Annotated in this window: 20 protein-coding genes; 16 read left to right on the forward strand and 4 right to left on the reverse strand. The window is 71.6% G+C overall.

Going from position 1 to position 24,014, the window contains the following annotated elements; all coding sequences use genetic code 11:
• Positions 1–3: 3 nt before the first annotated feature.
• The 4 genes from KBY32_RS25390 to KBY32_RS25405 form a co-directional block, all read right to left on the reverse strand.
• Positions 4–2,388 carry a DUF3488 and transglutaminase-like domain-containing protein gene (locus KBY32_RS25390; protein ID WP_210981769.1) on the reverse strand — a complete coding sequence of 795 codons (2,385 nt, stop codon included), beginning with the start codon at positions 2,386–2,388 and terminating at the stop codon, positions 4–6.
• Positions 2,385–3,752, reverse strand: coding sequence for a DUF58 domain-containing protein (locus KBY32_RS25395; protein ID WP_210981770.1), 1,368 nt, complete (start codon positions 3,750–3,752; stop codon positions 2,385–2,387). Before KBY32_RS25395 ends, KBY32_RS25390 begins: the two co-directional genes overlap by 4 nt.
• Positions 3,749–4,792, reverse strand: coding sequence for a MoxR family ATPase (locus KBY32_RS25400; RefSeq protein WP_055624570.1), 1,044 nt, complete (start codon positions 4,790–4,792; stop codon positions 3,749–3,751). The genes KBY32_RS25395 and KBY32_RS25400 overlap by 4 nt, the downstream gene beginning before the upstream one ends.
• Before the next feature lie 279 nt (positions 4,793–5,071).
• Positions 5,072–5,620 (reverse strand): carbonic anhydrase, encoded by a 549-nt coding sequence (locus KBY32_RS25405; RefSeq protein ID WP_247689960.1) that lies wholly within the window; start codon positions 5,618–5,620, stop codon positions 5,072–5,074.
• 420 nt (positions 5,621–6,040) lie between these two features.
• Here KBY32_RS25405 and rsmH point away from each other — a divergent pair, with 420 nt between their 5' ends.
• From rsmH to KBY32_RS25485, 16 genes are all read left to right on the forward strand, one after another.
• Positions 6,041–7,036 (forward strand): 16S rRNA (cytosine(1402)-N(4))-methyltransferase RsmH, encoded by a 996-nt coding sequence (gene rsmH / locus KBY32_RS25410; RefSeq protein ID WP_079033851.1) that lies wholly within the window; start codon positions 6,041–6,043, stop codon positions 7,034–7,036.
• A 79-nt stretch (positions 7,037–7,115) separates the two neighbouring features.
• Entirely contained in the window at positions 7,116–7,661 is a 546-nt protein-coding gene (locus KBY32_RS25415) for a hypothetical protein (protein WP_210981772.1), read from the forward strand.
• Positions 7,662–7,666: 5 nt separating this feature from the next.
• The gene (locus KBY32_RS25420) at positions 7,667–9,628 is read left to right on the forward strand and encodes a peptidoglycan D,D-transpeptidase FtsI family protein (protein ID WP_374224991.1); all 1,962 of its coding nucleotides are present in this window, start codon (positions 7,667–7,669) and stop codon (positions 9,626–9,628) included.
• Positions 9,629–9,799: 171 nt separating this feature from the next.
• The gene (locus tag KBY32_RS25425) at positions 9,800–11,329 is read left to right on the forward strand and encodes a UDP-N-acetylmuramoyl-L-alanyl-D-glutamate--2,6-diaminopimelate ligase (RefSeq protein WP_108706479.1); all 1,530 of its coding nucleotides are present in this window, start codon (positions 9,800–9,802) and stop codon (positions 11,327–11,329) included.
• Positions 11,330–11,333: 4 nt separating this feature from the next.
• The gene (gene murF, locus KBY32_RS25430) at positions 11,334–12,749 is read left to right on the forward strand and encodes a UDP-N-acetylmuramoyl-tripeptide--D-alanyl-D-alanine ligase (RefSeq protein ID WP_210981774.1); all 1,416 of its coding nucleotides are present in this window, start codon (positions 11,334–11,336) and stop codon (positions 12,747–12,749) included.
• Positions 12,746–13,819, forward strand: coding sequence for a phospho-N-acetylmuramoyl-pentapeptide-transferase (gene mraY, locus KBY32_RS25435; protein ID WP_055621619.1), 1,074 nt, complete (start codon positions 12,746–12,748; stop codon positions 13,817–13,819). Before murF ends, mraY begins: the two co-directional genes overlap by 4 nt.
• The gene (gene murD, locus KBY32_RS25440) at positions 13,801–15,225 is read left to right on the forward strand and encodes a UDP-N-acetylmuramoyl-L-alanine--D-glutamate ligase (RefSeq protein WP_055621618.1); all 1,425 of its coding nucleotides are present in this window, start codon (positions 13,801–13,803) and stop codon (positions 15,223–15,225) included. Before mraY ends, murD begins: the two co-directional genes overlap by 19 nt.
• A 102-nt stretch (positions 15,226–15,327) precedes the next feature.
• The gene (gene ftsW / locus KBY32_RS25445; RefSeq protein ID WP_055621617.1) at positions 15,328–16,689 is read left to right on the forward strand and encodes a putative lipid II flippase FtsW; all 1,362 of its coding nucleotides are present in this window, start codon (positions 15,328–15,330) and stop codon (positions 16,687–16,689) included.
• Positions 16,690–16,695: 6 nt separating this feature from the next.
• Positions 16,696–17,790, forward strand: coding sequence for an undecaprenyldiphospho-muramoylpentapeptide beta-N-acetylglucosaminyltransferase (gene murG, locus KBY32_RS25450; protein ID WP_055621616.1), 1,095 nt, complete (start codon positions 16,696–16,698; stop codon positions 17,788–17,790).
• Between the two features lie 23 nt (positions 17,791–17,813).
• Positions 17,814–18,611 carry an FtsQ-type POTRA domain-containing protein gene (locus KBY32_RS25455; RefSeq protein WP_210981775.1) on the forward strand — a complete coding sequence of 266 codons (798 nt, stop codon included), beginning with the start codon at positions 17,814–17,816 and terminating at the stop codon, positions 18,609–18,611.
• Between the two features lie 287 nt (positions 18,612–18,898).
• Entirely contained in the window at positions 18,899–20,104 is a 1,206-nt protein-coding gene (gene ftsZ / locus KBY32_RS25460; protein WP_115509188.1) for a cell division protein FtsZ, read from the forward strand.
• A gap of 10 nt (positions 20,105–20,114) precedes the next feature.
• Entirely contained in the window at positions 20,115–20,843 is a 729-nt protein-coding gene (gene pgeF, locus KBY32_RS25465) for a peptidoglycan editing factor PgeF (RefSeq protein ID WP_210981776.1), read from the forward strand.
• Between the two features lie 6 nt (positions 20,844–20,849).
• Positions 20,850–21,569, forward strand: a complete 720-nt coding sequence (locus tag KBY32_RS25470; protein ID WP_210981777.1) for a YggS family pyridoxal phosphate-dependent enzyme — start codon at positions 20,850–20,852, stop codon at positions 21,567–21,569.
• Positions 21,570–21,698: 129 nt separating this feature from the next.
• Positions 21,699–22,340: a cell division protein SepF gene (locus KBY32_RS25475; RefSeq protein WP_055621612.1), complete on the forward strand. Its 642-nt coding sequence runs from the start codon at positions 21,699–21,701 to the stop codon at positions 22,338–22,340.
• A 59-nt stretch (positions 22,341–22,399) separates the two neighbouring features.
• Positions 22,400–22,687, forward strand: a complete 288-nt coding sequence (locus tag KBY32_RS25480; protein ID WP_055621611.1) for a YggT family protein — start codon at positions 22,400–22,402, stop codon at positions 22,685–22,687.
• A gap of 55 nt (positions 22,688–22,742) precedes the next feature.
• Positions 22,743–23,888 (forward strand): DivIVA domain-containing protein, encoded by a 1,146-nt coding sequence (locus KBY32_RS25485; RefSeq protein ID WP_055621610.1) that lies wholly within the window; start codon positions 22,743–22,745, stop codon positions 23,886–23,888.
• The last annotated feature ends 126 nt before the right edge of the window (positions 23,889–24,014 follow it).

Genomic DNA, 24,014 nt, shown 5'->3' on the forward strand with positions numbered 1-24,014 from the left:
GCCTCAGCCCCGCTGCCCCGGCGCCCACGGCCGCCGCCGGCTCGGGCGGGCCGCCGCCGCACGCTGCTTCACCGCCGCCCAGCGGTCCGCCAGGGCCCACACCACCCGCACGGTCGAACGCGGGGCGAGGAGCGCCCGCAGCCGGGTCAGCCGGCTGACCTTGGCGTTCAGGTCGGCGCGGACCCGGCGGGCCTCCTCCGCCAGGCCGGCCACCGGGCGCGGGGCCGGGGCGTACAGGACCTGCTCCACCGCGTCCGCGATGCGGTGGACGGACTCCGCCGCCGGAGGATCGAGCAGGCCCAGCCGCACGATCCGGGCCGCGGTCCGGCGCGGGGTCTGGCTGTCGTCCGGCGGGATGCCGAAGTCCCACGCCGTGTCGGTCAGTTCCTGCCAGACCGCCAGCGTGTGCAGCGCCGCGTCCTCGTCCGAGCGGCCGTGCCCGCCGAGCCGTACCCCTCTGGTCCGCAGCCGCCACAGCGCCGGCGCCAGCGGGATCAGCAGGGCCAGCAGCCCGCCGAGCGCCCAGGCCAGCGCCAGATACCACCGGGGGCCGTCGTCGTCCGAGCCCAGGGCCAGGGCCGGGGACTCGCTCGCGCATAGCTCGGGGCGCTGGCCCGCGCAGCTGTCGCTCTCCGAAGCGGACGGAGAAGGAGCCTCGCTCGCCGACTGCGAGGGGCGCGACTCGTCCGGCTGCGCGCTGCTGGACGAGTCCGGCTGGGTGTACGACGGCACCGAGCCACGGGTCGGCGTCGGCTCGAAACGCGTCCAGCCGACGCCCTCGAAGTACAGCTCGGGCCAGGCGTGCGCGTCCCGCAGCCCCACCGACACCGTGCCGTCACCCTGCGGGGTGCCCGGCGCGAAGCCCACCGCGACCCGGGCCGGGATGTCCAGCGAGCGGGCCATCGCCGCCATCGCGAAGGAGAAGTGGACGCAGAAGCCCTCCCTGTCCTTCAGGAAGCGGGCGATCGCGCCCGGGCCGCTGCCGACCTTGACGTCGGTGTCGTACTCGAACCCACCCGTCAGGGAGAAGTAGTCCTGCAGCTTGACCGCCTGGTCGTACCGGCTGGTCGCGCCCTCGGTGACCTCGCGCGCGGTACGGGCGACGACGTCCGGCAGCGAGTCGGGCAGCTGTGTGAACTCGCGCCGCAGCGCGGTCGGCGCCTCGGGCGCCTCCGCCAGCTGCTTCGCCGTCGGCCGCACGTCCAGGGAGCGCACGGTGTACGTGACACCGCGCGTGGTCTGACGGCGGTCGCCGACGACGGTCATGCCGAGCGGCTCGTACCGCCAGTCGCCGGGGATCTTCACGGCGCTCGGCGGATACGGCATCGGCAGCCAGTTCTGCGCGTACCAGTCGGCGGCCCGGACGGTCGTCACGACCTCGTTGCGCTTGATGTCCGGACCCAGCCCGAACGGGGTCGGGAACGGATCGGGCACCGCCTCGATGGTCCGCTTGGACGGCTGCCACGTCGTGCCGTCGAAGTCGTCGAGGGACACGATCCGCAGATACATGCTGGAGATGTCGGAGTTGTCGGTCCGCAGCGACAGGACCTGGCGGTCCTCCTCGACGTTCAGGCTGTCGCGCAGCGACACCAGCGGGTTCACCGCGGAGATCGTCCCGCCGCTCCCGCTGCCGGCGCCGATCCCCGTGCCCGCGGGGCCGAGCAGGCCGCCGTTCATGGCGGGCAGGGCGAGCGGCACGACCAGGGCGATGCCCAGGGCGAGCACACCGATCCGCCGTCCGGTGCGCACCGGCGCCACCGCACCGCCCGGCGCGGCGCCGGGGTGGCGCGGGGCCCCGCTGAAGACCCGGCCCCACTGGGAGAGCCGGTCGCGGCCCTCCGCGAGGAGCAGCATCAGATAGCCGACGGCGGCGACCACGAACCACAGGCCGTCCGCCGCCCCCTCGGACAGCCCCGCGGCCACCGAGTACAGCGCGAGCAGCGGCAGCCCGGCGGGGGCGGCGCTGCGGAACGTCACCGCGACGGCGTCCACCGCGAGCCCTATCACCAGGACACCGCCGACCAGCATCAGCCGGATGCCGGGTGTGAGCGGGGCGGGGGCCGAGTAGTGGTTGACGTCCTCGCCGCCCGCCTGCAGCAGCTCGCCGAAGTGCCGGAACGCCTCCGGTCCCGGGATCACCCCGAGCACGGCCTCGCTGCTCGCGAACGCCAGGGTCAGCAGGGCCAGCGCGACGACGGCCTGTGTGGCCACGGTCAGCGGCCGGGCCAGCGGCACCCGCCGGGTCAGCATGCCCACGCCGCTCAGGACCGCCAGCATCAGCGCGGCCTGCACCAGCCAGCTCACCGACATGACCAGCGGCAGCAGCGCGCAGGACGCCATCAGGGTGGCCGCCGCGGCGCACAGCGCCATCCGTGTCCGCCCGCTCATCCCCATGCCTCCCCGCCACCGGCCGCGGTGAGCCCGCTGCGCTCCCGGTCGGCCCGCCGCCACATGTCCTCCAGCGGGGCGCCGCGGGGCACGCCGAGCGCGGTCCAGCCGGCGTCGCGCAGCAGATGCAGCCGCTCCTCGTGCCGGCCGGACAGGGCCCCGGGGACGTCCGTCGCCTCCCGCGTCCAGGTCTCGCTGTCCAGCACGAAGGCGATCGCGCCCCCGCTGCGCTGCCGCATCCGGGCGGCCACCGCCGCCTGTTCCTCGTCCAGGTCGCCGAAGAAGGCGACCAGCAATCCTTCGTTGCCGCCGCGCAGCACGTCGTAGGCGCGCGACAGGCCCTCGTGGTCGGAGTGGTCGATCACCGCGAGGGTGTCCATCATCAGCCCGGCGGCGTCCGCCGACTCCTGGCTGGCGCCCGCGAAGCCGTCGGTGCCCTCGCCCGGCACCGAGGACCCGGTGTCCGTCAGCAGCCGTACGGAGAAGCCCCGCTCCAGCATGTGCACCAGCACGGAGGCCGCACCGGAGACGGCCCACTCGAACGCCGAGTCGGGGCCCGCGCCCAGGAAGGCGTCGCCCCGGGTGTCGAGCAGCACGGTGCAGCGGGAGCGCTGCGGCTGCTCCTCGCGGCGCACCATGAGCTCGCCGTAGCGGGCGGTGGAGCGCCAGTGCACCCGGCGCAGATCGTCGCCGTAGCGGTAGCCGCGCGGGATCACGTCGTCCTCGCCAGCCAGCGCCAGGGAGCGCTGCCGCCCGTCGCCGTACCCCTTGGCCTCGCCGCCGAAGCGGACCGGCGGCAGCGGCTGCACGCGCGGGACGACGGTGAGGTCGTCGTACGCCGAGAAGGAGCGGGTCAGCTCGCACATGCCGAACGGGTCGCTCAGGCGCAGCTGCAGCGGGCCCAGCGGATAGCGGCCGCGCAGGTCGGAGCGCACCCGGTAGGACACCTCGCGCCGGCCGCCGGCCTCCACCCGGTCCAGCACGAAGCGGGGCCGGGGACCGAGGACGTAGGGCACCCGGTCCTGGAGCATCAGCAGTCCGGTGGGCAGCCGGGAGACGTTGTCGATCCCCAGATGCACCCGGGCCTCGCTGCCGGCGGGCACACGCGCGGGGGACAGCCGCCGGCTGCCCGCGACCCGGTAACGGGTGCGGTACAGCACGGTCGCGCAGACCAGCGGCAGCGCGGCGAGCAGCAGCCCGACGCGCAGCAGGTCGCTCTGCCCCAGGACGTACGCGCAGACGGCGGCCGCGACGCCCGCCGCCAGGAAGGAGCGGCCGCGCGTCGTCAGACCGGCCAGTGCCGTACGGACCCCGCTGCGGTCACCGCGGTCCGCGTCGGCCCGGCCGGCCTCGCCGGAGGTCATCCGAGCCTCCGCGGCGGCTGATGGCCGTACGCGCCGGCGCCGCGGCCGAGACCGCCGAAGCCGCTCTGCTGATGGGGCGCGGCCGGCACCGGGGTGCTCTGCAGGATCTCCTGGACGACCTGCTCGGCGGTGCGGCGGTTGAGCTGGGCCTGCGCGGTGGGCAGCAGACGGTGGGCCAGGACGGCCGGGGCGAGTGCCTGGACGTCGTCCGGCAGCGCGTACTCCCGGCCGCTGAGGGCCGCCGACGCCTTCGCCGCGCGCAGCAGATGCAGCGTCGCGCGCGGGGAGGCGCCGAGTCTGAGGTCCGGGTGGATGCGCGTGGCCGCGACCAGCTCCACCGCGTACCGGCGGACCGGCTCGGCCACATGGACCCCGCGCACGGCGTCGATCAGCTTGACGATGTCGTGCGCGTGGGCCACCGGCTGGAGGTCCTCCAGCGGGGACACCCCGCCGTGCACGTCCAGCATCTGCAGCTCGGCCTCCACGCTCGGGTAGCCGACGGAGACCCGGGCCATGAAGCGGTCGCGCTGGGCCTCGGGCAGCGGGTAGGTGCCCTCCATCTCGACCGGGTTCTGCGTGGCCACCACCATGAAGGGGCTGGGCAGCTCGTAGGTGTGCCCGTCGATGGTGACCTGGCGCTCCTCCATGGACTCCAGGAGCGCGGACTGGGTCTTCGGCGAGGCGCGGTTGATCTCGTCGCCGATCACGATCTGCGCGAAGATCGCGCCCGGCTTGAACTCGAAGTCCTTGCGCTGCTGGTCCCAGATGGACACGCCCGTGATGTCGGACGGCAGCAGGTCGGGCGTGAACTGGATCCGCCGCACCGAGCAGTCGATGGATCGCGCCAGCGCCTTGGCCAGCATGGTCTTGCCCACGCCGGGGACATCCTCGATCAGAAGATGCCCCTCGGCGAGCAGTACGGTCAGCGAAAGCCGTACGACCTCGGGCTTGCCCTCGATCACACCCTCCACCGAACTGCGGACACGCTCCGCAGTGGCGGTCAGATCTGTGAGGCTCGCTCGATCGTCATAGGTCGTCACCCGGCCCTCCTCGGCCCGTTCTTACCGGGCCGACACAACGCGGACCGGCCCTCCCCTGGAACACGGGCACCACGCCTGAGACGGTGCGCGTGCTGCCACACTCGCATTCTTGCTGCCGTTACCGATTCGTGTCACTCGACTGTGGACAACTGCCTGCGTTATGTCGGTCTTAGGGGCTTTTGTGTGCCCCGCAGGGCGGGATCGACAGCGAAACGACAGGTGAAGCCGATGGTCACCAGGGGTGCGCGCGATGTCACCACGAGGTGTCGCCGGCCGGGGTCAGGCGGCGTCGACCTCGCGCAGCAGACCCGTCTTCACGTCGAAGACGAAGCCGCGCACATCGTCGTTGTGCAGCAGGAACGGTGAGGTGCGCACCCGCTGCATGGACTGGCGGACGTCCTGGTCGACGTCCCGGAAGGACTCCACCGCCCACGCCGGACGCTGGCCGACCTCCATCTCCAGCTCGTGCCGGAACTCCTCGGTGAGGGACTCCAGGCCGCAGTTGGTGTGGTGGATCAGGACGATGCTGCGGGTGCCGAGCGCCCGCTGGCTGATGGTGAGCGAACGGATCACGTCGTCGGTGACGACTCCGCCCGCGTTGCGGATCGTGTGACAGTCGCCCAGCTCCAGCCCCAGCGCGGCGTGCAGGTCGAGACGGGCGTCCATACAGGCCACGATGGCGACGCGCAGGACGGGACGGGCGTCCATGCCCGGGTCGGCGAATTCGGCGGCGTACTGCGCGTTGGCGTCGACGAGGCGGTCGGTGACCGTCCCGCTGCGGTCTATCGCGCTGTCGGAGCCGGCAGGAACCGATGCAGAAGTCGTCATACCCATGACGGTACTGGTCACATCGGCGCCGGTCCTGTCGTGAGAGGGGACAAAGAACGTCATCGAGGCTTGTTGTGAGCTAACCCACAGGGGTGGTGTGAGTGCCCCCATACGAGCGGTTTCGCCGCCCGCCGGGCGTCATCGGAACCCGTCGCGGCGACGCGCAGGCCGGTTGATTGACCGCGCGACACCGTGGACTAAAGTGACGCGAAGCGGGAGGCGAGACTCCCCCTGCTGGACAGCAAACCCCGGAGGCTCCGGCGACTTTCCGGAGACCTCCCCGCGTGCGCGGCGCGTACGTACGGCTCGGCCTCCTCCCGCTCCCGGTCGGCTGACGCTCCAGGCGCCGGCAGACCCCCCCTTCACGAGCGGCGGGAGACCCGGCGGTGCGTGCGCCGCCGGATCTGAGAGGGCCCAAGAGTGACAGGGCGCGAAGCGCTTCCCCACACGGACGGCGGGCGACGGGAGGACCGGCACGTCCCGGTGATGCTCCAGCGGTGCCTCGACCTGCTGGCCCCCGCCCTGGAACAGCCCGGAGCCGTCGTCGTCGACTGCACCCTCGGCCTCGGCGGACACAGCGAGGCTCTGCTGCGGCGCTTCCCCGAGGCCCGGCTCGTCGCCCTCGACCGGGACACCGAGGCCCTGCGCCTCTCCGGCGAACGGCTCGCGCCCTACGGCGAGCGCGCCCATCTCGTGCACGCCGTCTACGACGAGCTGCCCGACGTCCTCGCCCGCCTCGGCATCCCGCGCGTCCAGGGCGTCCTGTTCGACCTCGGCGTCTCCTCCATGCAGCTCGACGAGGCCGACCGCGGCTTCGCCTACGCGCAGGACGCCCCGCTCGACATGCGCATGGACCAGACGACCGGCATCAGCGCCGCCGAGGTCCTCAACACCTACCCGCCCGGCGAGCTCGTCCGCATCCTGCGCGCCTACGGCGAGGAGAAGCAGGCCAAGCGGATCGTGTCCGCCGTCGTGCGCGAGCGCGAGAAGGAGCCGTTCACCAACAGCGCCCGGCTCGTCGAGCTCATCCGGGACGCGCTGCCCCAGGCCGCCAAGCGCACCGGCGGCAACCCGGCCAAGCGCACCTTCCAGGCGCTGCGCATCGAGGTCAACGGCGAGCTGTCCGTCCTGGAGCGGGCCATCCCGGCCGCCGTGGAGGCCCTCGCCGTGGGCGGGCGGATCGCCGTGCTGTCGTACCACTCGCTGGAGGACCGGCTGGTCAAGCAGGTCTTCGCGGCCGGCGCGGCCACCACCGCCCCGCCCGGGCTGCCCGTCGTGCCCGAGCGCTACCAGCCCCGGCTCAAGCTGCTGACACGCGGTGCCGAACTTCCCACGGAGGAAGAGGTCGCCGAGAACCGCCGTGCCGCACCGGCGCGGCTGCGCGGCGCCGAGCGCATCAGGGAGTCCATCGAATGAGGGCCGAGAGGCAGGGGCGGACGCCCGGTCCCGGAGGGCACGCCGCCTGCGGGCCGGAGCACCGGACGGGGGAGGGCGCGTGAGCGGGAAACCCGAACTGAGGGGCCGGGCCGCCCGGCTCGCCCGGCTCCTGCCCGCGGGGGCCGGACGCGCCGCCCGCGCCCCCTTCGTCCTCCTCGTCGTCCTCCTCCTCGGCGGCGGGCTCATCGGACTGCTCGTGCTGAACTCCGCCCTCAGCGAGGGCGCGTTCCGGCTCGACGACCTCGAACGGGAGACGAAGACCCTCACCGACGAGGAACAGTCCCTCCAGCGCGACATCGACGCCTACTCCGCGCCCGACGCCCTCCAGCGCCGCGCCCGCGAACTCGGCATGGTGCCCGGCGGCGACCCCGCCTTCCTCGGCCCCGACGGCACCGTCAAGGGCGTCCCCAGCGCTGCGGCCGCCGGTCCCGCCGCCGCCCGCGACCCGCTCCTGCTCGCCCCCGAGGCCCTCACCGGTGACCCCGCCACACCCGGCACCTCACCCGAGCCGGACCCGGCCGCCACCTCACCGCAGGGCACGCCGGGCGCGTCCCCGGCCCCCTCCGACGCACAGCCCTCCCCGTACCCGACCCCCGGCAGGTGACGGAAGTGTCCGACAGGGAACCGCCGCGCCGCCGTGTGCCCGGACCCGCGAAGCCCGCCCGCTCCGGCGGCGCCCAGCGACGCCCGGGACCCGGCGCCCGCCCCGCCCGCCGCCCGGCCCGGCCCCGCCCCGGCGCCCAGGGCACCATCCGGCTCGGCAGCCCCCGCCCCCGGCTGCGCATGGTCGGCCTGGCCCTGACCCTCGTCCTCAGCGCCTTCGTGGTGCGCCTGCTCCAGGTGCAGGGCGTCGACGCGAGCACCTACGCCGCGAAGGCCGAGAAGAACCGCTACGTCGGCTACACCCTGGCCGCCGAGCGCGGCGGCATCACCGACCGCAACGGCGTGGCCCTCGCGACCAGCGTCGACGCGTACGACATCACGGCCGACCCCACCCTCTTCACCCGCGAGCAGCTCGGCGTCGACGACGGCCCCGAGCAGGCGGCCGCCCTCCTCGCGCCGATCCTCGGCCAGGAGCAGGACGACATCGTCAAGAAGCTCCGGCCGGCGAACAAGAACCTCCGCTACACCCTGCTGGCCAGCCGCCAGAGCCCGCAGGTCTGGAAGCAGATCAAGGACCTGAAGACGGCGCTCGCCACCAAGTCCGAGGCCGACAAGGCCACGGTGAACGTCCTCGGCGGCGTCCTGTCGGTCGCCAGCAGCAAGCGCGTGTACCCCAACGGCGACCTCGCCGCCGGGATACTGGGCTGGGTCAACGCCGACGGCAAGGGCGGCGGCGGGGTCGAGCAGCAGCTGAACGAGGAGCTGTCCGGCAAGGACGGCGAGATCCGCTACGCCCAGTCCGGCGGGCGGCAGGTCCCCACCGTCAACGCCACCGAGACCCCGGCCGTGCCCGGCAGCGACGTCGAGCTCACCATCGACCGCGACATCCAGTGGGCCGCGCAGAACGCGATCAGCGAGCAGGTCGCCAAGTCCAAGGCGGACCGCGGCTACGTCATCGTCCAGGACACCCGCACCGGCGAGGTCCTCGCCATGGCCAACGCACCCGGCTTCGACCCCAACGACCTGTCCGAGGCCAGCGGCGCCAACATGGGCAACGCGGCCCTCCAGGACGCCTACGAGCCCGGCTCCACCGCCAAGATCATGTCGATGGCCGCCGTCCTGGAGGAGGGCGTGGCCACGCCCGGCACGCATGTCGTCGTACCGAACCGGCTGCACCGCGGCGACCGGCTCTTCAAGGACGACATCGACCACGAGACCTGGTACCTCACGCTCAACGGCGTGCTCGCCAAGTCCAGCAACATCGGCACGATCCTCGCCACCGGCCAGCTCGGCAAGACCCAGCCGAAGGCCAACAAGGTCCTCTACGACTATCTGCGCAAGTTCGGCCTCGGCAGCTACACCGGGCTCGGCTTCCCCGGCGAGACCCCGGGCATCCTGGCCGCCCCCGGCAAGTGGTCGACGTCGCAGCAGTACACGATTCCTTTCGGCCAGGGCCTGTCCCTGAACGCCATGCAGGCCGCGTCCATCTACTCCACGATCGCCAACGGCGGTGTCCGCGTCGAACCCACGCTCGTCCGCGGCACCAAGGGCCCCGACGGGCAGTTCACCGAGGCAGCCAAGCCCAAGAAGACCCGGGTGATCAGTGAGAAGACGGCGAAGACGCTCGCCCGGATGCTGGAGTCCGTCGTGGACGACCGCGAGGGCACCGGCACCAAGGCGCGCATCCCCGGCTACCGCGTCGCGGGCAAGACGGGTACGGCGAACCGAGTGGATCCGGCCACCGGCAAGTACCGCGGCTACACATCGTCGTTCGCCGGCTTCGCACCCGCGGACAAGCCCCGGATCACCGTCTACTGCGCCATCCAGAACGCCACCCAGGGCAACTACTTCGGCGGCCAGATCTGCGGCCCCATCTACAAGCAGGTCATGGAGTTCGCGCTGAAGACCCTCCAGGTCCCGCCGACCGGGGCCAAGCCCGCCAGCCTTCCGGTCTCCTACAAACCCTGACCCCCTGATCAGCACCGAGCAGCCAGGAACCGCCCCGTGACAACGATCACCCCCGACCCCGGGAACCACGGCACCCCCCGCCCCTCACTTCGCCCGCAAGGGGGTACTCCCGGTACGCTCACCGCCGTGCCACACGCTGATCAGTCCCAAACCACCCAGAAGGGGCACCCCGTGACGTATCCGGGACCGCCCAGGCCGGTACAGGTCGCCGCCACACCCCTGGCGGAACTCGCCGATCAGCTGGGTGCCGCCACGCCGGCACAGCCGGACGGCGCCGTCGAGGTCACGGGCATCACCCATGACTCGCGGGCCGTCCGCCCCGGCGATCTGTACGCCGCCCTCCCGGGCGCCCGCCTGCACGGCGCCGACTTCGTGACCCAGGCCGCCGGCCTCGGCGCGGTCGCCGTGCTCACCGACCCGACCGGCGCCGAGCGCGCCGCCGCGACCGGCCTGCCGGTCCTGGTGGCCGACGACCCGCGCGGCCGGATGGGCGAACTCGCGGCCACCATCTACGGCCACCCGGGCCGCGACCTGCTCCAGATCGGCATCACCGGCACCTCCGGCAAGACCACCACCGCCTACCTCGTCGAGGGCGGCCTGCGCACGGCCCGCTCCACCGGCCTGATCGGCACGGTCGAGATGCGCATCGGCGACGAGCGGATCAAGTCCGAGCGCACCACCCCCGAGGCCACCGACCTGCAGGCCCTTTTCGCCGTCATGCGCGAGCGCGGCGTCGAGGCGGTCGCCATGGAGGTCTCCAGTCACGCCCTGGTGCTCGGGCGGGTCGACGGCTGTGTCTTCGACATCGCCGTCTTCACCAACCTGAGCCCGGAGCACATGGAGTTCCACTCCGACATGGAGGACTACTTCCAGGCCAAGGCGCAGCTGTTCACCCCGGCGCGCAGCCGGCTCGGCGTGGTCAACGTCGACGACGAGTACGGCCGCCGGCTCGTGAAGGAGGCCGGTGTCCCGGTCGTCACCTTCTCCGCCGAGGGCCACCCGGACGCCGACTGGCGGGCCGAGGACGTCCGGATCGGACCCATGGACGCGCGGTTCACGGTGATCGGCCCCAAGGACGAGCGGATCACCGCCACCTCGCCGCTGGCCGGTCCCTTCAACGTGGCCAACACCCTCGCCGCGATCGTCGCCCTGGCCGCCGCGGGCCTCGACCCGCAGACCGCCGCCGACGGCATCGCGGCCGTACCGGGCGTGCCGGGCCGGCTCGAGCGGGTGGACGCCGGGCAGCCGTACCTCGCGGTCGTGGACTACGCCCACAAGACCGACGCCGTCGAGTCCGTCCTGAAGGCCCTGCGCAAGGTCACCGAGGGCAAGGTGCACGTGGTGCTCGGCTGCGGCGGCGACCGGGACAGGACGAAACGGGAGCCGATGGGCGCGGCCGCGGCGCGGCTCGCCGACACCGCCGTCCTGACCTCCGACAACCCCCGCTCCGAGGACCCCCTCGCGATCCTCGCGGCCATGCTCCGGGGCGCCGCCTCCGTGCCGGCCCACGAGCGCGGCGAGGTGCAGGTCTTCGAGGACCGCGCCGCCGCGATCGCCGCCGCCGTCGCCCGCGCCCAGCCCGGGGACACCGTGCTGATCGCGGGCAAGGGCCACGAGCAGGGCCAGGACATCGCCGGGGTGGTCCGTCCCTTCGACGACCGCCAGGTGCTGCGCGAAGCCATCAAGAAGACCCAGGGATGAACTTGTGATCGCCCTCTCCCTCGCCGAGATCGCAGAAGTCGTCGGCGGGCAGACGTACGACATACCGGATCCGTCGGTCCAGGTCACCGGATCCGTCGTCCGGGACTCCCGTGAGGTGGAGCCCGGCAGCCTCTTCGTCGCCTTCGTCGGCGAGCGCGTGGACGGCCACGACTTCGCGGAAGCGGTCGTCGCGGCCGGTGCCGCCGCCGTCCTCGGCTCACGCCCGGTGGGCGTGCCCGCCATCGTCGTGCCGGACGTGCAGAAGGCTCTCGGCGCCCTCGCCCGCCATGTCGTCCGCCGGCTCGGCGCGACCCTCGTGGCGCTGACCGGCTCCGCCGGCAAGACCAGCACCAAGGACCTCATCGCCCAGGTGCTCCGCCACAAGGCGCCGACCGTGTTCACGCCGGGCTCGCTCAACAACGAGATCGGACTGCCGCTCACCGCCCTCAGCGCCACCGAGGACACCCGCTTCCTGGTCCTGGAGATGGGCGCGCGCGGTATCGGCCACATCCGCTACCTGACCGAACTGACCCCGCCGAAGGTCGGCCTGGTGCTCAACGTCGGCACCGCGCACATCGGCGAGTTCGGCGGCCGGGAGCAGATCGCCCAGGCGAAGGGCGAACTCGTCGAGAGCCTGCCCTCCGCCGAGGAGGGCGGCACCGCGGTCCTCAACGCCGACGACCCCCTCGTACGCGCCATGGCCTCCCGTACGAAGGCGAAGGTGGTCCTTTTCGGAGAGTCCGACGAAGCGGACGTTCGCGCCGAGAACGTGCGACTCACGGACAGCGGACAGCCCTCCTTCGTGCTTCACACACCCTCCGGGTGCAGTGATGTGACCATGCGCCTGTACGGTGAGCACCACGTGTCGAACGCGCTCGCCGCGGCCGCCGTCGCCCATGAGCTGGGCATGTCCGCGGAAGAGATCGCCACCGCGCTCTCGGAGGCGGGCTCCCTCTCCCGCTGGCGGATGGAGGTCACCGAGCGCCCGGACGGCGTGACGGTCGTCAACGACGCCTACAACGCGAACCCCGAGTCCATGCGAGCCGCTCTGCGCGCCCTCGCGGCGATGGGCCAGGGGCGCCGTACGTGGGCGGTGCTCGGCAAGATGGCCGAGCTCGGGGACGAGGCGCTCGCCGAGCACGACGCGGTCGGACGGCTCGCCGTCCGGCTCAATGTCGGCAAGCTCGTCGCGGTCGGGGGCAGGGAAGCGTCCTGGCTGCAACTGGGCGCATATAACGAGGGTTCGTGGGGTGAGGAGTCGGTGCACGTGTCCGACGCACAGGCGGCGGTCGACCTGTTGCGCAGCGAGTTGCGCCCAGGGGACGTCGTGCTCGTGAAGGCGTCCCGTTCGGTCGGTCTGGAGAGTGTCGCCGAGGCGCTGCTCGCGGGCGGTACCGAGGGTGAGGTCGCCGCCCGATGATGAATCAGATCCTGTTCTCGGGTGTCATCGGTCTGTTCCTGACCCTGGTCGGCACACCGCTGCTGATCAAGCTGCTGGCCCGCAAGGGCTACGGCCAGTACATCCGGGACGACGGCCCGCGCGAGCACCACAGCAAGCGCGGTACGCCGACGATGGGTGGTATCGCCTTCATCCTGGCGACGATCGCCGCGTACTTCCTGTCGAAGCTGATCACCGGCAAGCCGCCGACGTTCTCCGGCATCCTGGTGATCGGCCTCATGGCCGGCATGGGTCTGGTCGGCTTCCTGGACGACTACATCAAGATCGTCAAGCGGCGATCGCTGGGTCTGCGGGCCAAGGCGAAGATGGCCGGCCAGCTGCTCGGCGGCATCGCCTTCGCGGTCCTGTCGCTGCAGTTCGCGGACAACCGCGGCAACACCCCGGCGTCCACCAAGCTCTCCTTCGTACAGGACTTCGGCTGGTCCATCGGCCCGGTGCTGTTCGTGGTCTGGGCGCTGTTCATGATCCTGGCGATGTCCAACGGCGTGAACCTGACCGACGGTCTGGACGGCCTCGCCACCGGCGCCTCGGTGCTCGTCTTCGGCGCCTACACGTTCATCGGCGTCTGGCAGTTCCAGGAGTCCTGCGCCAACGCGCAGACCCTGACGAACCCGGGCGCCTGTTACGAGGTGCGCGATCCACTCGATCTCGCCGTCGTCTCCTCGGCGTTGATGGGCGCCTGCCTCGGCTTCCTGTGGTGGAACACGTCGCCCGCCAAGATCTTCATGGGCGACACCGGTTCGCTGGCCCTCGGCGGCGCGCTCGCCGGTCTCGCCATCTGCTCGCGCACCGAGCTGCTGCTCGCCATCCTCGGCGGCCTGTTCGTCCTCATCACCATGTCGGTGGTCATCCAGGTCGGTTCGTTCCGCCTGACCGGCAAGCGCGTCTTCCGTATGGCGCCACTGCAGCACCACTTCGAACTCAAAGGCTGGTCCGAAGTCCTTGTGGTGGTCCGCTTCTGGATCATCCAGGGCATCTGTGTGATCGTCGGACTGGGTCTCTTCTACGCGGGATGGGCAGCGGACAAGTGACCGACTGGCAGGGGAAGAACGTCACCGTCGCCGGGCTCGGCGTCTCCGGCATCCCGGCGGCCAAGGTGCTGCACGGCCTCGGCGCGAAGGTCACCGTCGTCAACGACGGCGACGACGACCGCGCCCGTGCGCAGGCCGCCGAACTGGAGGCGCTGGGCGTCACCGTGCGGCTCGGCGACGGGGCGACCCTGCCCGACGGCACCGAACTCGTCGTCACCGCGCCCGGCTGGAAGCCGGACAAGCCGCTGTTCGAGGCGGCCCGCGCGGCCGGCGTGGAGATCTGGGGCGACGTCGAACTCGCCTGGCGGCTGCGGGGCCCGGACGCGGCCCCCTGGCTCGCCGTCACCGGCACCAACGGCAAGACGACCACCGTCCAGATGCTCGCCGCCATCCTGCGCGCGGCGGGCCTGCGCACGGCGGCCGTGGGCAACATCGGGGTCTCCCTGCTGGACGCCGTCCTCGGCGACGAGGAGTACGACGTCCTCGCCGTCGAACTCTCCAGCTACCAGCTGCACTGGGCGCCCTCCCTGCGCGCCCACTCCGCCGCCGTGCTGAACCTCGCGCCCGACCACCTCGACTGGCACGGCTCCATGGAGGCGTACGCCGCCGACAAGGGCCGCGTCTACGAGGGCAATCGCGTCGCCTGCGTCTACAACGTCGCCGACAAGGCCACCGAGGACCTGGTGCGCGAGGCCGACGTCGAGGAGGGCTGCCGTGCCATCGGCTTCACCCTCGGCACCCCGGCCCCCTCCCAACTCGGCGTCGTCGAGGGCATCCTCGTCGACCGTGCCTTCGTGGAGGACCGGCACAAGAACGCCCAGGAGCTCGCCGAGGTCTCCGACGTCAATCCGCCGGCCCCGCACAACATCGCCAACGCCCTTGCGGCGGCGGCCCTCGCGCGCGCCTTCGGGGTGCCCCCGCGGGCCGTACGGGACGGGCTGCGGGCCTTCACCCCGGACGCCCACCGCATCGCCCACGTGGCGGACGTGGACGGCGTCGCCTACGTCGACGACTCCAAGGCCACCAACACCCACGCCGCAGAGGCGTCGTTGGCGGCGTACGAGTCCATCGTGTGGATCGCGGGCGGCCTCGCCAAGGGCGCCGAGTTCGAGGAACTGGTCGCCAAGTCCGCGCCGCGGCTGCGCGCGGCCGTGCTGATGGGCGCCGATCGAGCCCTGATCCGTGAAGCCCTGGCGCGACACGCGCCGGAAGTACCCGTCGTCGACCTCGACCGGACCGACACTGGGGCGATGCTCGCGGCAGTCCAGGAGGCGCGGCGGCTCGCACAGCCCGGCGACACGGTGCTCCTCGCTCCGGCGTGTGCCTCGATGGACATGTTCGCCAACTACAACCAGCGCGGTGACGCGTTCGCGGCGGCGGTCCGCGAACTCGGCGCGGGCGCCTGACGGCGGGTCTCGGCCACAGCGGGTGCTTCGGGACCCTTGGAGGACGCGTGACTCGGATGTGGCCGGACAGCACGTACGCCCTTGGCGAGGCGGTGAGCGCCGATGCCCGGTAGCCGTACCGGACGGCCCCCCGTCCAGCGGACCGTGCGGCGCCCCGCCGCCGCGCGCCCGGTGCGCGACAACGCCGTACGGCGGCTCCACCGGCGGCTGCGCCGGGCCTGGGACCGGCCGCTGACCGCCTACTACCTGATCTTCGGCGGCAGCCTACTTATCACCGTGCTGGGTCTGGTGATGGTCTACTCGGCCTCCCAGATCACCGCGCTGCAGATGTCGCTGCCCGGCTCGTACTTCTTCCGCAAGCAGCTGCTGGCCGCGGTGATCGGCGCCGGGCTGCTGTTCGCGGCCTCCCGGATGCCGGTGAAGCTGCACCGGGCGCTCGCCTACCCGATCCTCGCGGGTGCCGTCTTCCTGATGGCGCTGGTGCAGGTGCCCGGGATAGGAGTCGCGGTCAACGGCAACCAGAACTGGATCGCGCTCGGCGGCTCCTTCCAGATCCAGCCCAGCGAGTTCGGCAAGCTGGCGCTGGTGCTGTGGGGCGCCGACCTGATCGCCCGCAAGCAGGACAAGAAGCTGCTGACCCAGTGGAAGCACATGCTGGTGCCGCTGGTGCCGGTCGCGTTCATGCTGCTCGGGCTGATCATGCTCGGCGGCGACATGGGCACGGCGATCATCCTGTCCGCGATCCTGTTCGGCCTGCTGTGGCTGGCGGGGGCGCCGACCCGGCTGTTCGTCGGCGTGCTGTCCGTCGCCGGCGCGATCGGCCTGCTGCTGATCAGGACCAGCGCCAACCGGATGGCCCGCCTGCAGTGCCTCGGCGCGACCGAGCCGCAGTCCGGGCCCGTCGACTGCTGGCAGGCCGTGCACGGGATCTACGCGCTCGCGTCCGGCGGGATCTTCGGATCCGGACTCGGGGCGAGCGTGGAGAAATGGGGCCAACTACCCGAAGCCCACACCGACTTCATCTTCGCCGTCACCGGTGAGGAACTGGGCCTGGCGGGGACGCTGTCGGTACTGGGTCTGTTCGCGGCTCTAGGCTATGCGGGTATCCGCGTGGCCGGACGCACGGAGGACCCCTTCGTCAGGTATGCCGCGGGAGGTGTGACCACCTGGATCACCGCGCAAGCCGTGATCAACATCGGTGCGGTGCTCGGCCTGCTGCCGATCGCCGGAGTCCCCCTCCCGCTGTTCTCCTACGGAGGGTCCGCCCTGCTGCCGACCATGTTCGCCATCGGGCTGCTGATCGCGTTCGCGCGCGACGAGCCCGCTGCGCGAGCAGCGCTTTCCGTACGGCAACCACGCTTTGGTAAAAAGCGTGCGGGAGGCGCCGGGCTTGTTCGGGGGCCTCGGAGATGGAACACGATGCGACGGCGTGCCACGGCGGCGCGCTCGTCCGGAGAGCGGTGAATTTCGGTGCATGTCGTACTCGCCGGTGGGGGGACCGCCGGCCACATCGAGCCAGCGCTCGCCCTCGCGGACGCCCTGCGCAGGCAGGACCCGACCGTGGGGATCACGGCCCTGGGCACGGAACGCGGTCTGGAGACCACGCTCGTACCGCAGCGGGGCTATGAGCTCGCGCTGATCCCCGCCGTGCCCCTGCCACGCAAGCCCACGCCCGAACTGATCACCGTCCCGGGCCGGCTGCGCGGCACGATCAAGGCGACCGAGCAGATCCTGGAGCGCACCAAGGCGGACGCCGTCGTCGGCTTCGGCGGCTATGTCGCCCTGCCCGGCTACCTCGCCGCCAAGCGCCTCGGCGTGCCGATCGTCATCCACGAGGCCAACGCGCGCCCGGGCCTCGCCAACAAGATCGGTTCGCGCTACGCGGCCCAGGTCGCCGTGGCCACCCCGGACAGCAAGCTGCGCAACTCCCGTTACATCGGCATCCCGCTGCGCCACACCATCGCCACCCTCGACCGGGCCGCCCGCCGCCCGGAGGCGCGCGCGATGTTCGGGCTCGACCCCAACCTGCCGACGCTGCTGGTCTCCGGCGGCTCGCAGGGCGCCCGCCGCCTCAACGAGGTCGTCCAGCAGGTCGCGCCCTACCTCCAGCAGGCCGGCATCCAGATCCTGCACGCGGTCGGACCCAAGAACGAACTGCCGCACGTACAGCAGATGCCGGGGATGCCCCCCTACATCCCGGTAAGTTACCTGGACCGGATGGACCTCGCGTACGCCGCGGCCGACATGATGCTCTGCCGCGCGGGCGCGATGACCGTCGCCGAACTCTCCGCCGTCGGACTCCCGGCCGCCTATGTCCCGCTGCCCATCGGCAACGGCGAACAGCGGCTGAACGCCCAGCCGGTGGTCAAGGCCGGCGGCGGCCTGCTGGTCGACGACGCGGAACTCACCCCCGAGTGGGTGCAGCAGAACGTGCTGCCCGTGCTCGCCGACCCGCACCGGCTGTACGAGATGTCCCGCGCCGCCGGTGAGTTCGGCCGCCGGGACGCCGACGACCTGCTCGTCGGCATGGTGTACGAGGCGATCGCCTCGCACCGCCGCCAGTGACCGTATGACGGAGGGTAGGGAGCGTGGCCGGATCGACGACCGCCGAGCGCGGTGAACGCCAGCAGGAGTCGTCCGACCCGCCCCTCACCCGGCGGCGGTTGAGGCTGCCCCGGCTTCGTACGATCATCATTCTTTCCATCGTCCTGGTGCTGCTCGGCGCCGGCTCCGTCTGGCTGCTGTACGGCTCCTCGTGGCTGCGCGTCGAGCGGGTGTCGGTGTCCGGGGCCCGGGTACTGACATCGGAGCAGGTACGGGACACCGCCGACGTCCCCGTCGGCGCGCCGCTCGTCTCCGTCGACATCGAGGCGATCGAGGCGCGTCTGCGGCGCGAACTGCCCCGTATCGACCAGGTCGACGTGGTCCGTGCCTGGCCGCACGGAATCGGTCTGAAAGTGGTGGAGCGTACTCCGGTCCTGACGGTCCGAAGCGGGGAGGAATTCGTCGAAGTGGACAGAAAAGGCGTCCGTTTCGCAACCGCCCCCGAACCGCCGAAAGGCGTCCCCGCGCTGGAATTGACGGTCTCCCGGTCGAGTTCCGCCGCGGCGAGCCTGCGGCGCTTCGGCGAGGCCCGGCTGGTGCGGGAGGCGGTGCGGGTCGCGGGCGCCCTCCCGGCGTCCGTCGCACGGGGCACCCAGGTCGTCAAGGTCCGTTCCTACGACGACATCTCGCTCGTCCTGACCGGCGGCACGACCGTCGACTGGGGCAGCGGCGAGAACGGCGCGGCGAAGGCTCGCACACTCCACGCTCTCATGAAAGCCTCCCCGCGTGCGCGGCACTTCGACGTCAGTGTCCCCACGGCCCCGGCGTCATCAGGGAGTTGACGCACATCCGCGCAGGCCAGCACCCTGGTTGGGCAGCGACACGGCTGATCACATAGGGTGAAAAGAAAAACGGGAGGTTCGGCGTGTTCGTTGAACGTGCGCCACTTGTCGACTTAGTGTCCTGTTCAGAAGACTTCAGGGAACAGACACACTGGTAACCCTAAACTTCAGGGTTAGGGTTCGGGTCGGCGCTATGGACCGTCCCATTCGGCATCAGTCACCGGGTTCGCGAAGCGCACCGCTTCCGTCCTCCGGTGACCCGTAACTCGAGGCGAGAGGCCTTCGACGTGGCAGCACCGCAGAACTACCTCGCAGTCATCAAAGTCATCGGTGTCGGCGGCGGTGGTGTCAATGCCATCAACCGGATGATCGAGGTCGGTCTCAAGGGCGTCGAGTTCATCGCCATCAACACCGACGCGCAGGCGCTGTTGATGAGCGACGCCGACGTCAAGCTCGACGTCGGCCGCGAACTCACCCGCGGACTCGGCGCCGGAGCGAACCCGGCCGTCGGCCGCAAGGCCGCCGAGGACCACCGCGAGGAGATCGAGGAGGTCCTCAAGGGGGCCGACATGGTCTTCGTGACGGCCGGTGAAGGCGGCGGCACCGGCACCGGCGGCGCGCCCGTCGTGGCCAACATCGCCCGCTCCCTGGGCGCGCTCACCATCGGCGTGGTCACCCGCCCGTTCACCTTCGAGGGCCGGCGCCGCGCCAACCAGGCCGAGGACGGCATCGCCGAGCTGCGCGAAGAGGTCGACACCCTCATCGTCATCCCGAACGACCGGCTGCTGTCCATCTCGGACCGCCAGGTCTCGGTCCTGGACGCCTTCAAGTCGGCCGACCAGGTCCTGCTCTCCGGTGTCCAGGGCATCACCGACCTCATCACCACCCCCGGCCTCATCAACCTCGACTTCGCCGACGTCAAGTCGGTCATGTCCGAGGCCGGTTCGGCCCTCATGGGCATCGGCTCGGCCCGCGGCGACGACCGCGCGGTGGCCGCGGCCGAGATGGCGATCTCCTCACCGCTCCTCGAGGCGTCCATCGACGGCGCCCGCGGGGTCCTGCTCTCCATCTCCGGCGGCTCCGACCTCGGCCTGTTCGAGATCAACGAAGCGGCCCAGCTGGTCAGCGAGGCCGCCCACCCCGAGGCCAACATCATCTTCGGCGCGGTCATCGACGACGCCCTCGGCGACGAGGTGCGGGTCACCGTGATCGCGGCCGGCTTCGACGGCGGCCAGCCGCCGGCCCGCCGGGACAACGTCCTCGGCTCGGCCTCGTCCACCCCGGCGCGCCGCGAGGAGCCCGCGCCGGCGTCCCGGCCGCAGCCCGAGAGCCGTCCGTCCTTCGGATCCCTCGGCAGCGTGACGCCGAAGGAGGAGCCCGAGCCGGCGCCGGAGCCGGTGGCCGACGTCCCGGTCGCCCCGCCGGTCCCGCCGTCGCGGACCTACGCCGACAGCGCGGCGGAAGAGCTGGACGTACCGGACTTCCTCAAGTGATCCTTCTGACGTGATAGGACAGCGCGACACCGTGAGCGGCGCGCACTTCGCTTTCACCGACCGGTGGGGCGGGGTGAGCGCCGCTCCGTATGAGGAGCTCAACCTCGGCGGGGCGGTCGGCGACGACCCCGGGGCCGTCGGGGCCAACCGCGAACGCGCGGCCACGTCGCTCGGGCTCGACCCGGGCGACGTCGTCTGGATGAACCAGGTGCACGGCACCGATGTCGCCGTGGTCGACGGACCGTGGGGCGACGCGCCGGTGCCCGAGGTCGACGCGATCGTCACGACGCGCCGGGGACTCGCCCTCGCGGTCCTCACCGCCGACTGCGTGCCGGTGCTGCTGGCCGACCCGGTCGCCGGGATCGCCGCCGCGGCCCACGCCGGACGCCCCGGCATGATCGCCGGGGTCGTCCCGGCGGCGGTGGCGGCCATGACCCGGCTCGGCGCCGACCCCGCCCGGATCGTCGCCCGCACCGGACCCACCGTGTGCGGCCGGTGCTACGAGGTGCCCGAGGAGATGCGCGCCGACGTCGCCGCCGTCGAACCGGCCGCGCACGCCGAGACCAGCTGGGGCACGCCCGCCGTGGACGTCGCCGCCGGAGTGCACGCGCAGCTCACCCGGCTCGGGGTGCGCGACCGGGAGCGGTCGCCGGTGTGCACACGGGAGTCGCCCGACCACTTCTCGTATCGCCGCGATCGCACCACGGGGCGACTCGCGGGATATGTCTGGCTGGACTGAATGGACATGACGGACCGTAAGGACGAACTCGCCGAGAACCTGGCGAAAGTGGAGCGTCGAATCGCCGCCGCCTGTGCGGCCGCCGGGCGCTCCCGTGACGAGGTGACCCTGATCGTGGTCACCAAGACCTACCCCGCGAGCGACGTGCGGATCCTGGCGGAACTCGGTGTGCGGCACGTCGCCGAGAACCGCGACCAGGACGCGGCCCCCAAGGCCGCCGACTGCTCGGATCTGCCGCTCGCCTGGCACTTCGTCGGCCAGTTGCAGACCAATAAGGTCCGGTCCGTTGCTGGTTATGCCGATTTCGTGCAGTCCGTCGACCGGGCCCGGCTGGTGACGGCCCTGTCGAAGGAGGCCGTACGGCAGGAGCGCGAGCTGGGCTGTCTGATCCAGGTGGCGCTGGACGCGGGCGAGAGCGCGCGCGGCGAGCGCGGCGGAGTGGCGCCGGGCGGCGTCGAGGAGTTGGCGGGTCTCGTCGCGGACGCGCCGGGGCTGCGGCTGGCGGGCCTGATGACGGTCGCGCCGCTCACCGGCGAGTACGCGGGCCGCCAACGGGCGGCGTTCGAGCGGTTGATGGATTTGTCGACTGACCTGCGCCGAGCTCATCCGGCTGCGAACATGGTGTCGGCAGGGATGAGCGCGGACCTCGAGGAGGCCGTGGCGGCCGGTGCGACACATGTGCGCGTCGGCACTGCGGTACTCGGAGTCCGCCCCAGGCTCGGGTAACGTCGCCAAGAAGTCGGACCACAGCAGAAAATATGGTCAATGTCGCCGAAAGGCGGACGTAACGACCGCGTGGATCGAAGGCACTTGGCAGTCGTCAGCCGATCCACCACAGAGCGGAGGACTCAGAGAATGGCCGGCGCGATGCGCAAGATGGCGGTCTACCTCGGCCTCGTGGAGGACGATGGGTACGACGGCCGGGGGTTCGACCCCGACGACGACTTCGAGCCCGAACTGGACCCGGAGCCGGAGCGGGACCACCGACGGCACGAGCCGTCCCACTCATCTCACAGTGCACATCAGTCCCAAAGGGACGAAGAGGTGCGAATCGTGCAGCCGCCCGCGCCCCGCGAACCGGTGGCCCGGTCGGCTTCGCTGTCCGCGGAATCCGGGCGTCCGGCGCGCATCGCGCCCGTGGCGTCCATCACACAAGAACGCGCAAGCCTGGAGAAGAACGCACCGGTGATCATGCCCAAGGTCGTGTCGGAACGAGAGCCGTACCGGATCACCACACTTCACCCGCGGACCTACAACGAGGCCCGTACCATCGGGGAACACTTCCGTGAAGGCACCCCGGTGATCATGAATCTGACTGAGATGGATGACACAGACGCGAAGCGACTTGTCGACTTTGCGGCCGGTTTGGTGTTTGGTCTTCACGGCAGTATCGAGCGGGTGACCCAGAAGGTGTTCCTGTTGTCTCCTGCTAACGTCGATGTCACGGCGGAGGACAAGGCCCGCATCGCAGAGGGCGGGTTCTTCAACCAGAGCTGAGACGCACCACCGGAAGAGCAGCACACCCGACAGGGACAGGGGAGAGGGAAACACCAGTCATGAGCGTGGTCCTGCAGGTTCTTTACATCGCGCTGATGGTGTTCCTCATCGTGCTCATCTTCCGGTTGGTCATGGACTACGTCTTCCAGTTCGCCCGCTCATGGCAACCCGGCAAGGCGATGGTGGTCGTTCTGGAGGCCACCTACACTGTCACTGATCCACCGCTGAAGCTTCTGCGGCGGTTCATTCCGCCGCTGCGTCTCGGGGGCGTGGCGCTCGACCTGTCCTTCTTCGTACTGCTGATCATCGTCTACATCCTGATCACGCTCGTGCGGAGCGCGATGTGAACGATGTGACAGATACGGTCTTGCCGACTGCCGACGACTACGTTGAGGTGAAGAGATGCCGTTGACCCCCGAGGACGTGCGGAACAAGCAGTTCACGACCGTCCGCCTCCGAGAAGGCTATGACGAGGACGAGGTCGATGCCTTCCTCGACGAGGTCGAAGCCGAACTGACCCGCCTGCTCCGCGAGAACGAGGATCTGCGCGCCAAGCTGGCCGCGGCGACGCGTGCTGCTGCCCAGAACCAGCAGAACATGCGCAAGCCTCCGGAGGGCCCGGGCGGTCCGCAGGACCAGCAGCAGGGCGGTATGCCGCAGCAGGGCGGTATGCCACAGCAGGGCATGCGCGGTCCCGGGGGACCCGTTCCCGCCGGGATATCGGGCCCGCCGCAGCAGCAGATGGGTGGCCCCATGGGTGGTCCGCCCCAGCTGCCGAGCGGTGCCCCGCAGCTGCCCGCCGGCCCCGGCGGTCAGGGTGGCCCGCAGGGTCCCGGTCCGATGGGCCAGGGTCCGGGGCCGATGGGCCAGCCCCCCATGCAGCAGATGGGCGGCCCCATGGGCGGTCCGATGGGTGGCCCGATGGGCGGTCCCGGTCAGGGCGGCCCCGGCGGCGACAGCGCGGCCCGCGTTCTGTCGCTCGCCCAGCAGACCGCCGACCAGGCGATCGCGGAGGCCCGTTCCGAGGCCAACAAGATCGTGGGCGAGGCGCGTTCGCGTGCCGAGGGTCTGGAGCGTGACGCCCGTGCCAAGGCCGACGCCCTGGAGCGGGACGCGCAGGAGAAGCACCGCGTCGCGATGGGCTCCCTGGAGTCCGCCCGCGCCACGCTGGAGCGCAAGGTCGAGGACCTGCGCGGCTTCGAGCGCGAGTACCGCACGCGGCTGAAGTCCTACCTCGAGTCCCAGCTGCGTCAGCTGGAGACCCAGGCGGACGACTCGCTGGCCCCGCCGCGCACTCCGGCCACGGCGTCGCTGCCGCCGTCCCCGGCGCCCTCGATGGCTCCGGCCGGCGCGAGCGCCCCGTCGTACGGCGGCAACCAGACGATGGGCGGCGGCCCGTCGCCGGCCGGCCCGTCCTACGGCGGCCAGCAGCAGATGTCGCCGGCCATGACCCAGCCGATGGCTCCGGTCCGGCCGCAGGGCCCGTCCCCGATGGGACAGGCTCCGTCGCCGATGCGCGGTTTCCTCATCGACGAGGACGACAACTGACGGTCGGTAGTACGCCTCAGGCGTCGGCAGCGTTCAGGGCGAGGCCCCGGATTCAGTTCCGGGGCCTCGCCCTTTTGCTACGCGTGTTCACGGTGTATACGGCGTTTGTTCGGTGCTGGGTGTGAT

The sequence above is a fragment of the Streptomyces sp. RK62 genome, from assembly GCF_018070255.1.
Taxonomy (GTDB): domain Bacteria; phylum Actinomycetota; class Actinomycetes; order Streptomycetales; family Streptomycetaceae; genus Streptomyces; species Streptomyces nigra.

What these genes read in the sequence shown, in the direction of transcription:
- KBY32_RS25390 (WP_210981769.1), bottom strand. Translation starts at nt 2,388, where the DNA reads ATGAGCGGGCGGACACGGATGGCGCTGTGCGCCGCGGCGGCCACCCTG.
- KBY32_RS25395 (WP_210981770.1), bottom strand. Translation starts at nt 3,752, where the DNA reads ATGACCTCCGGCGAGGCCGGCCGGGCCGACGCGGACCGCGGTGACCGC.
- KBY32_RS25405 (WP_247689960.1), bottom strand. Translation starts at nt 5,620, where the DNA reads ATGACGACTTCTGCATCGGTTCCTGCCGGCTCCGACAGCGCGATAGAC.
- mraY (WP_055621619.1), top strand. Translation starts at nt 12,746, where the DNA reads ATGATGAATCAGATCCTGTTCTCGGGTGTCATCGGTCTGTTCCTGACC.
- murD (WP_055621618.1), top strand. Translation starts at nt 13,801, where the DNA reads ATGGGCAGCGGACAAGTGACCGACTGGCAGGGGAAGAACGTCACCGTC.
- ftsW (WP_055621617.1), top strand. Translation starts at nt 15,328, where the DNA reads ATGCCCGGTAGCCGTACCGGACGGCCCCCCGTCCAGCGGACCGTGCGG.
- KBY32_RS25470 (WP_210981777.1), top strand. Translation starts at nt 20,850, where the DNA reads ATGACGGACCGTAAGGACGAACTCGCCGAGAACCTGGCGAAAGTGGAG.
- KBY32_RS25475 (WP_055621612.1), top strand. Translation starts at nt 21,699, where the DNA reads ATGGCCGGCGCGATGCGCAAGATGGCGGTCTACCTCGGCCTCGTGGAG.
- KBY32_RS25480 (WP_055621611.1), top strand. Translation starts at nt 22,400, where the DNA reads ATGAGCGTGGTCCTGCAGGTTCTTTACATCGCGCTGATGGTGTTCCTC.
- KBY32_RS25485 (WP_055621610.1), top strand. Translation starts at nt 22,743, where the DNA reads ATGCCGTTGACCCCCGAGGACGTGCGGAACAAGCAGTTCACGACCGTC.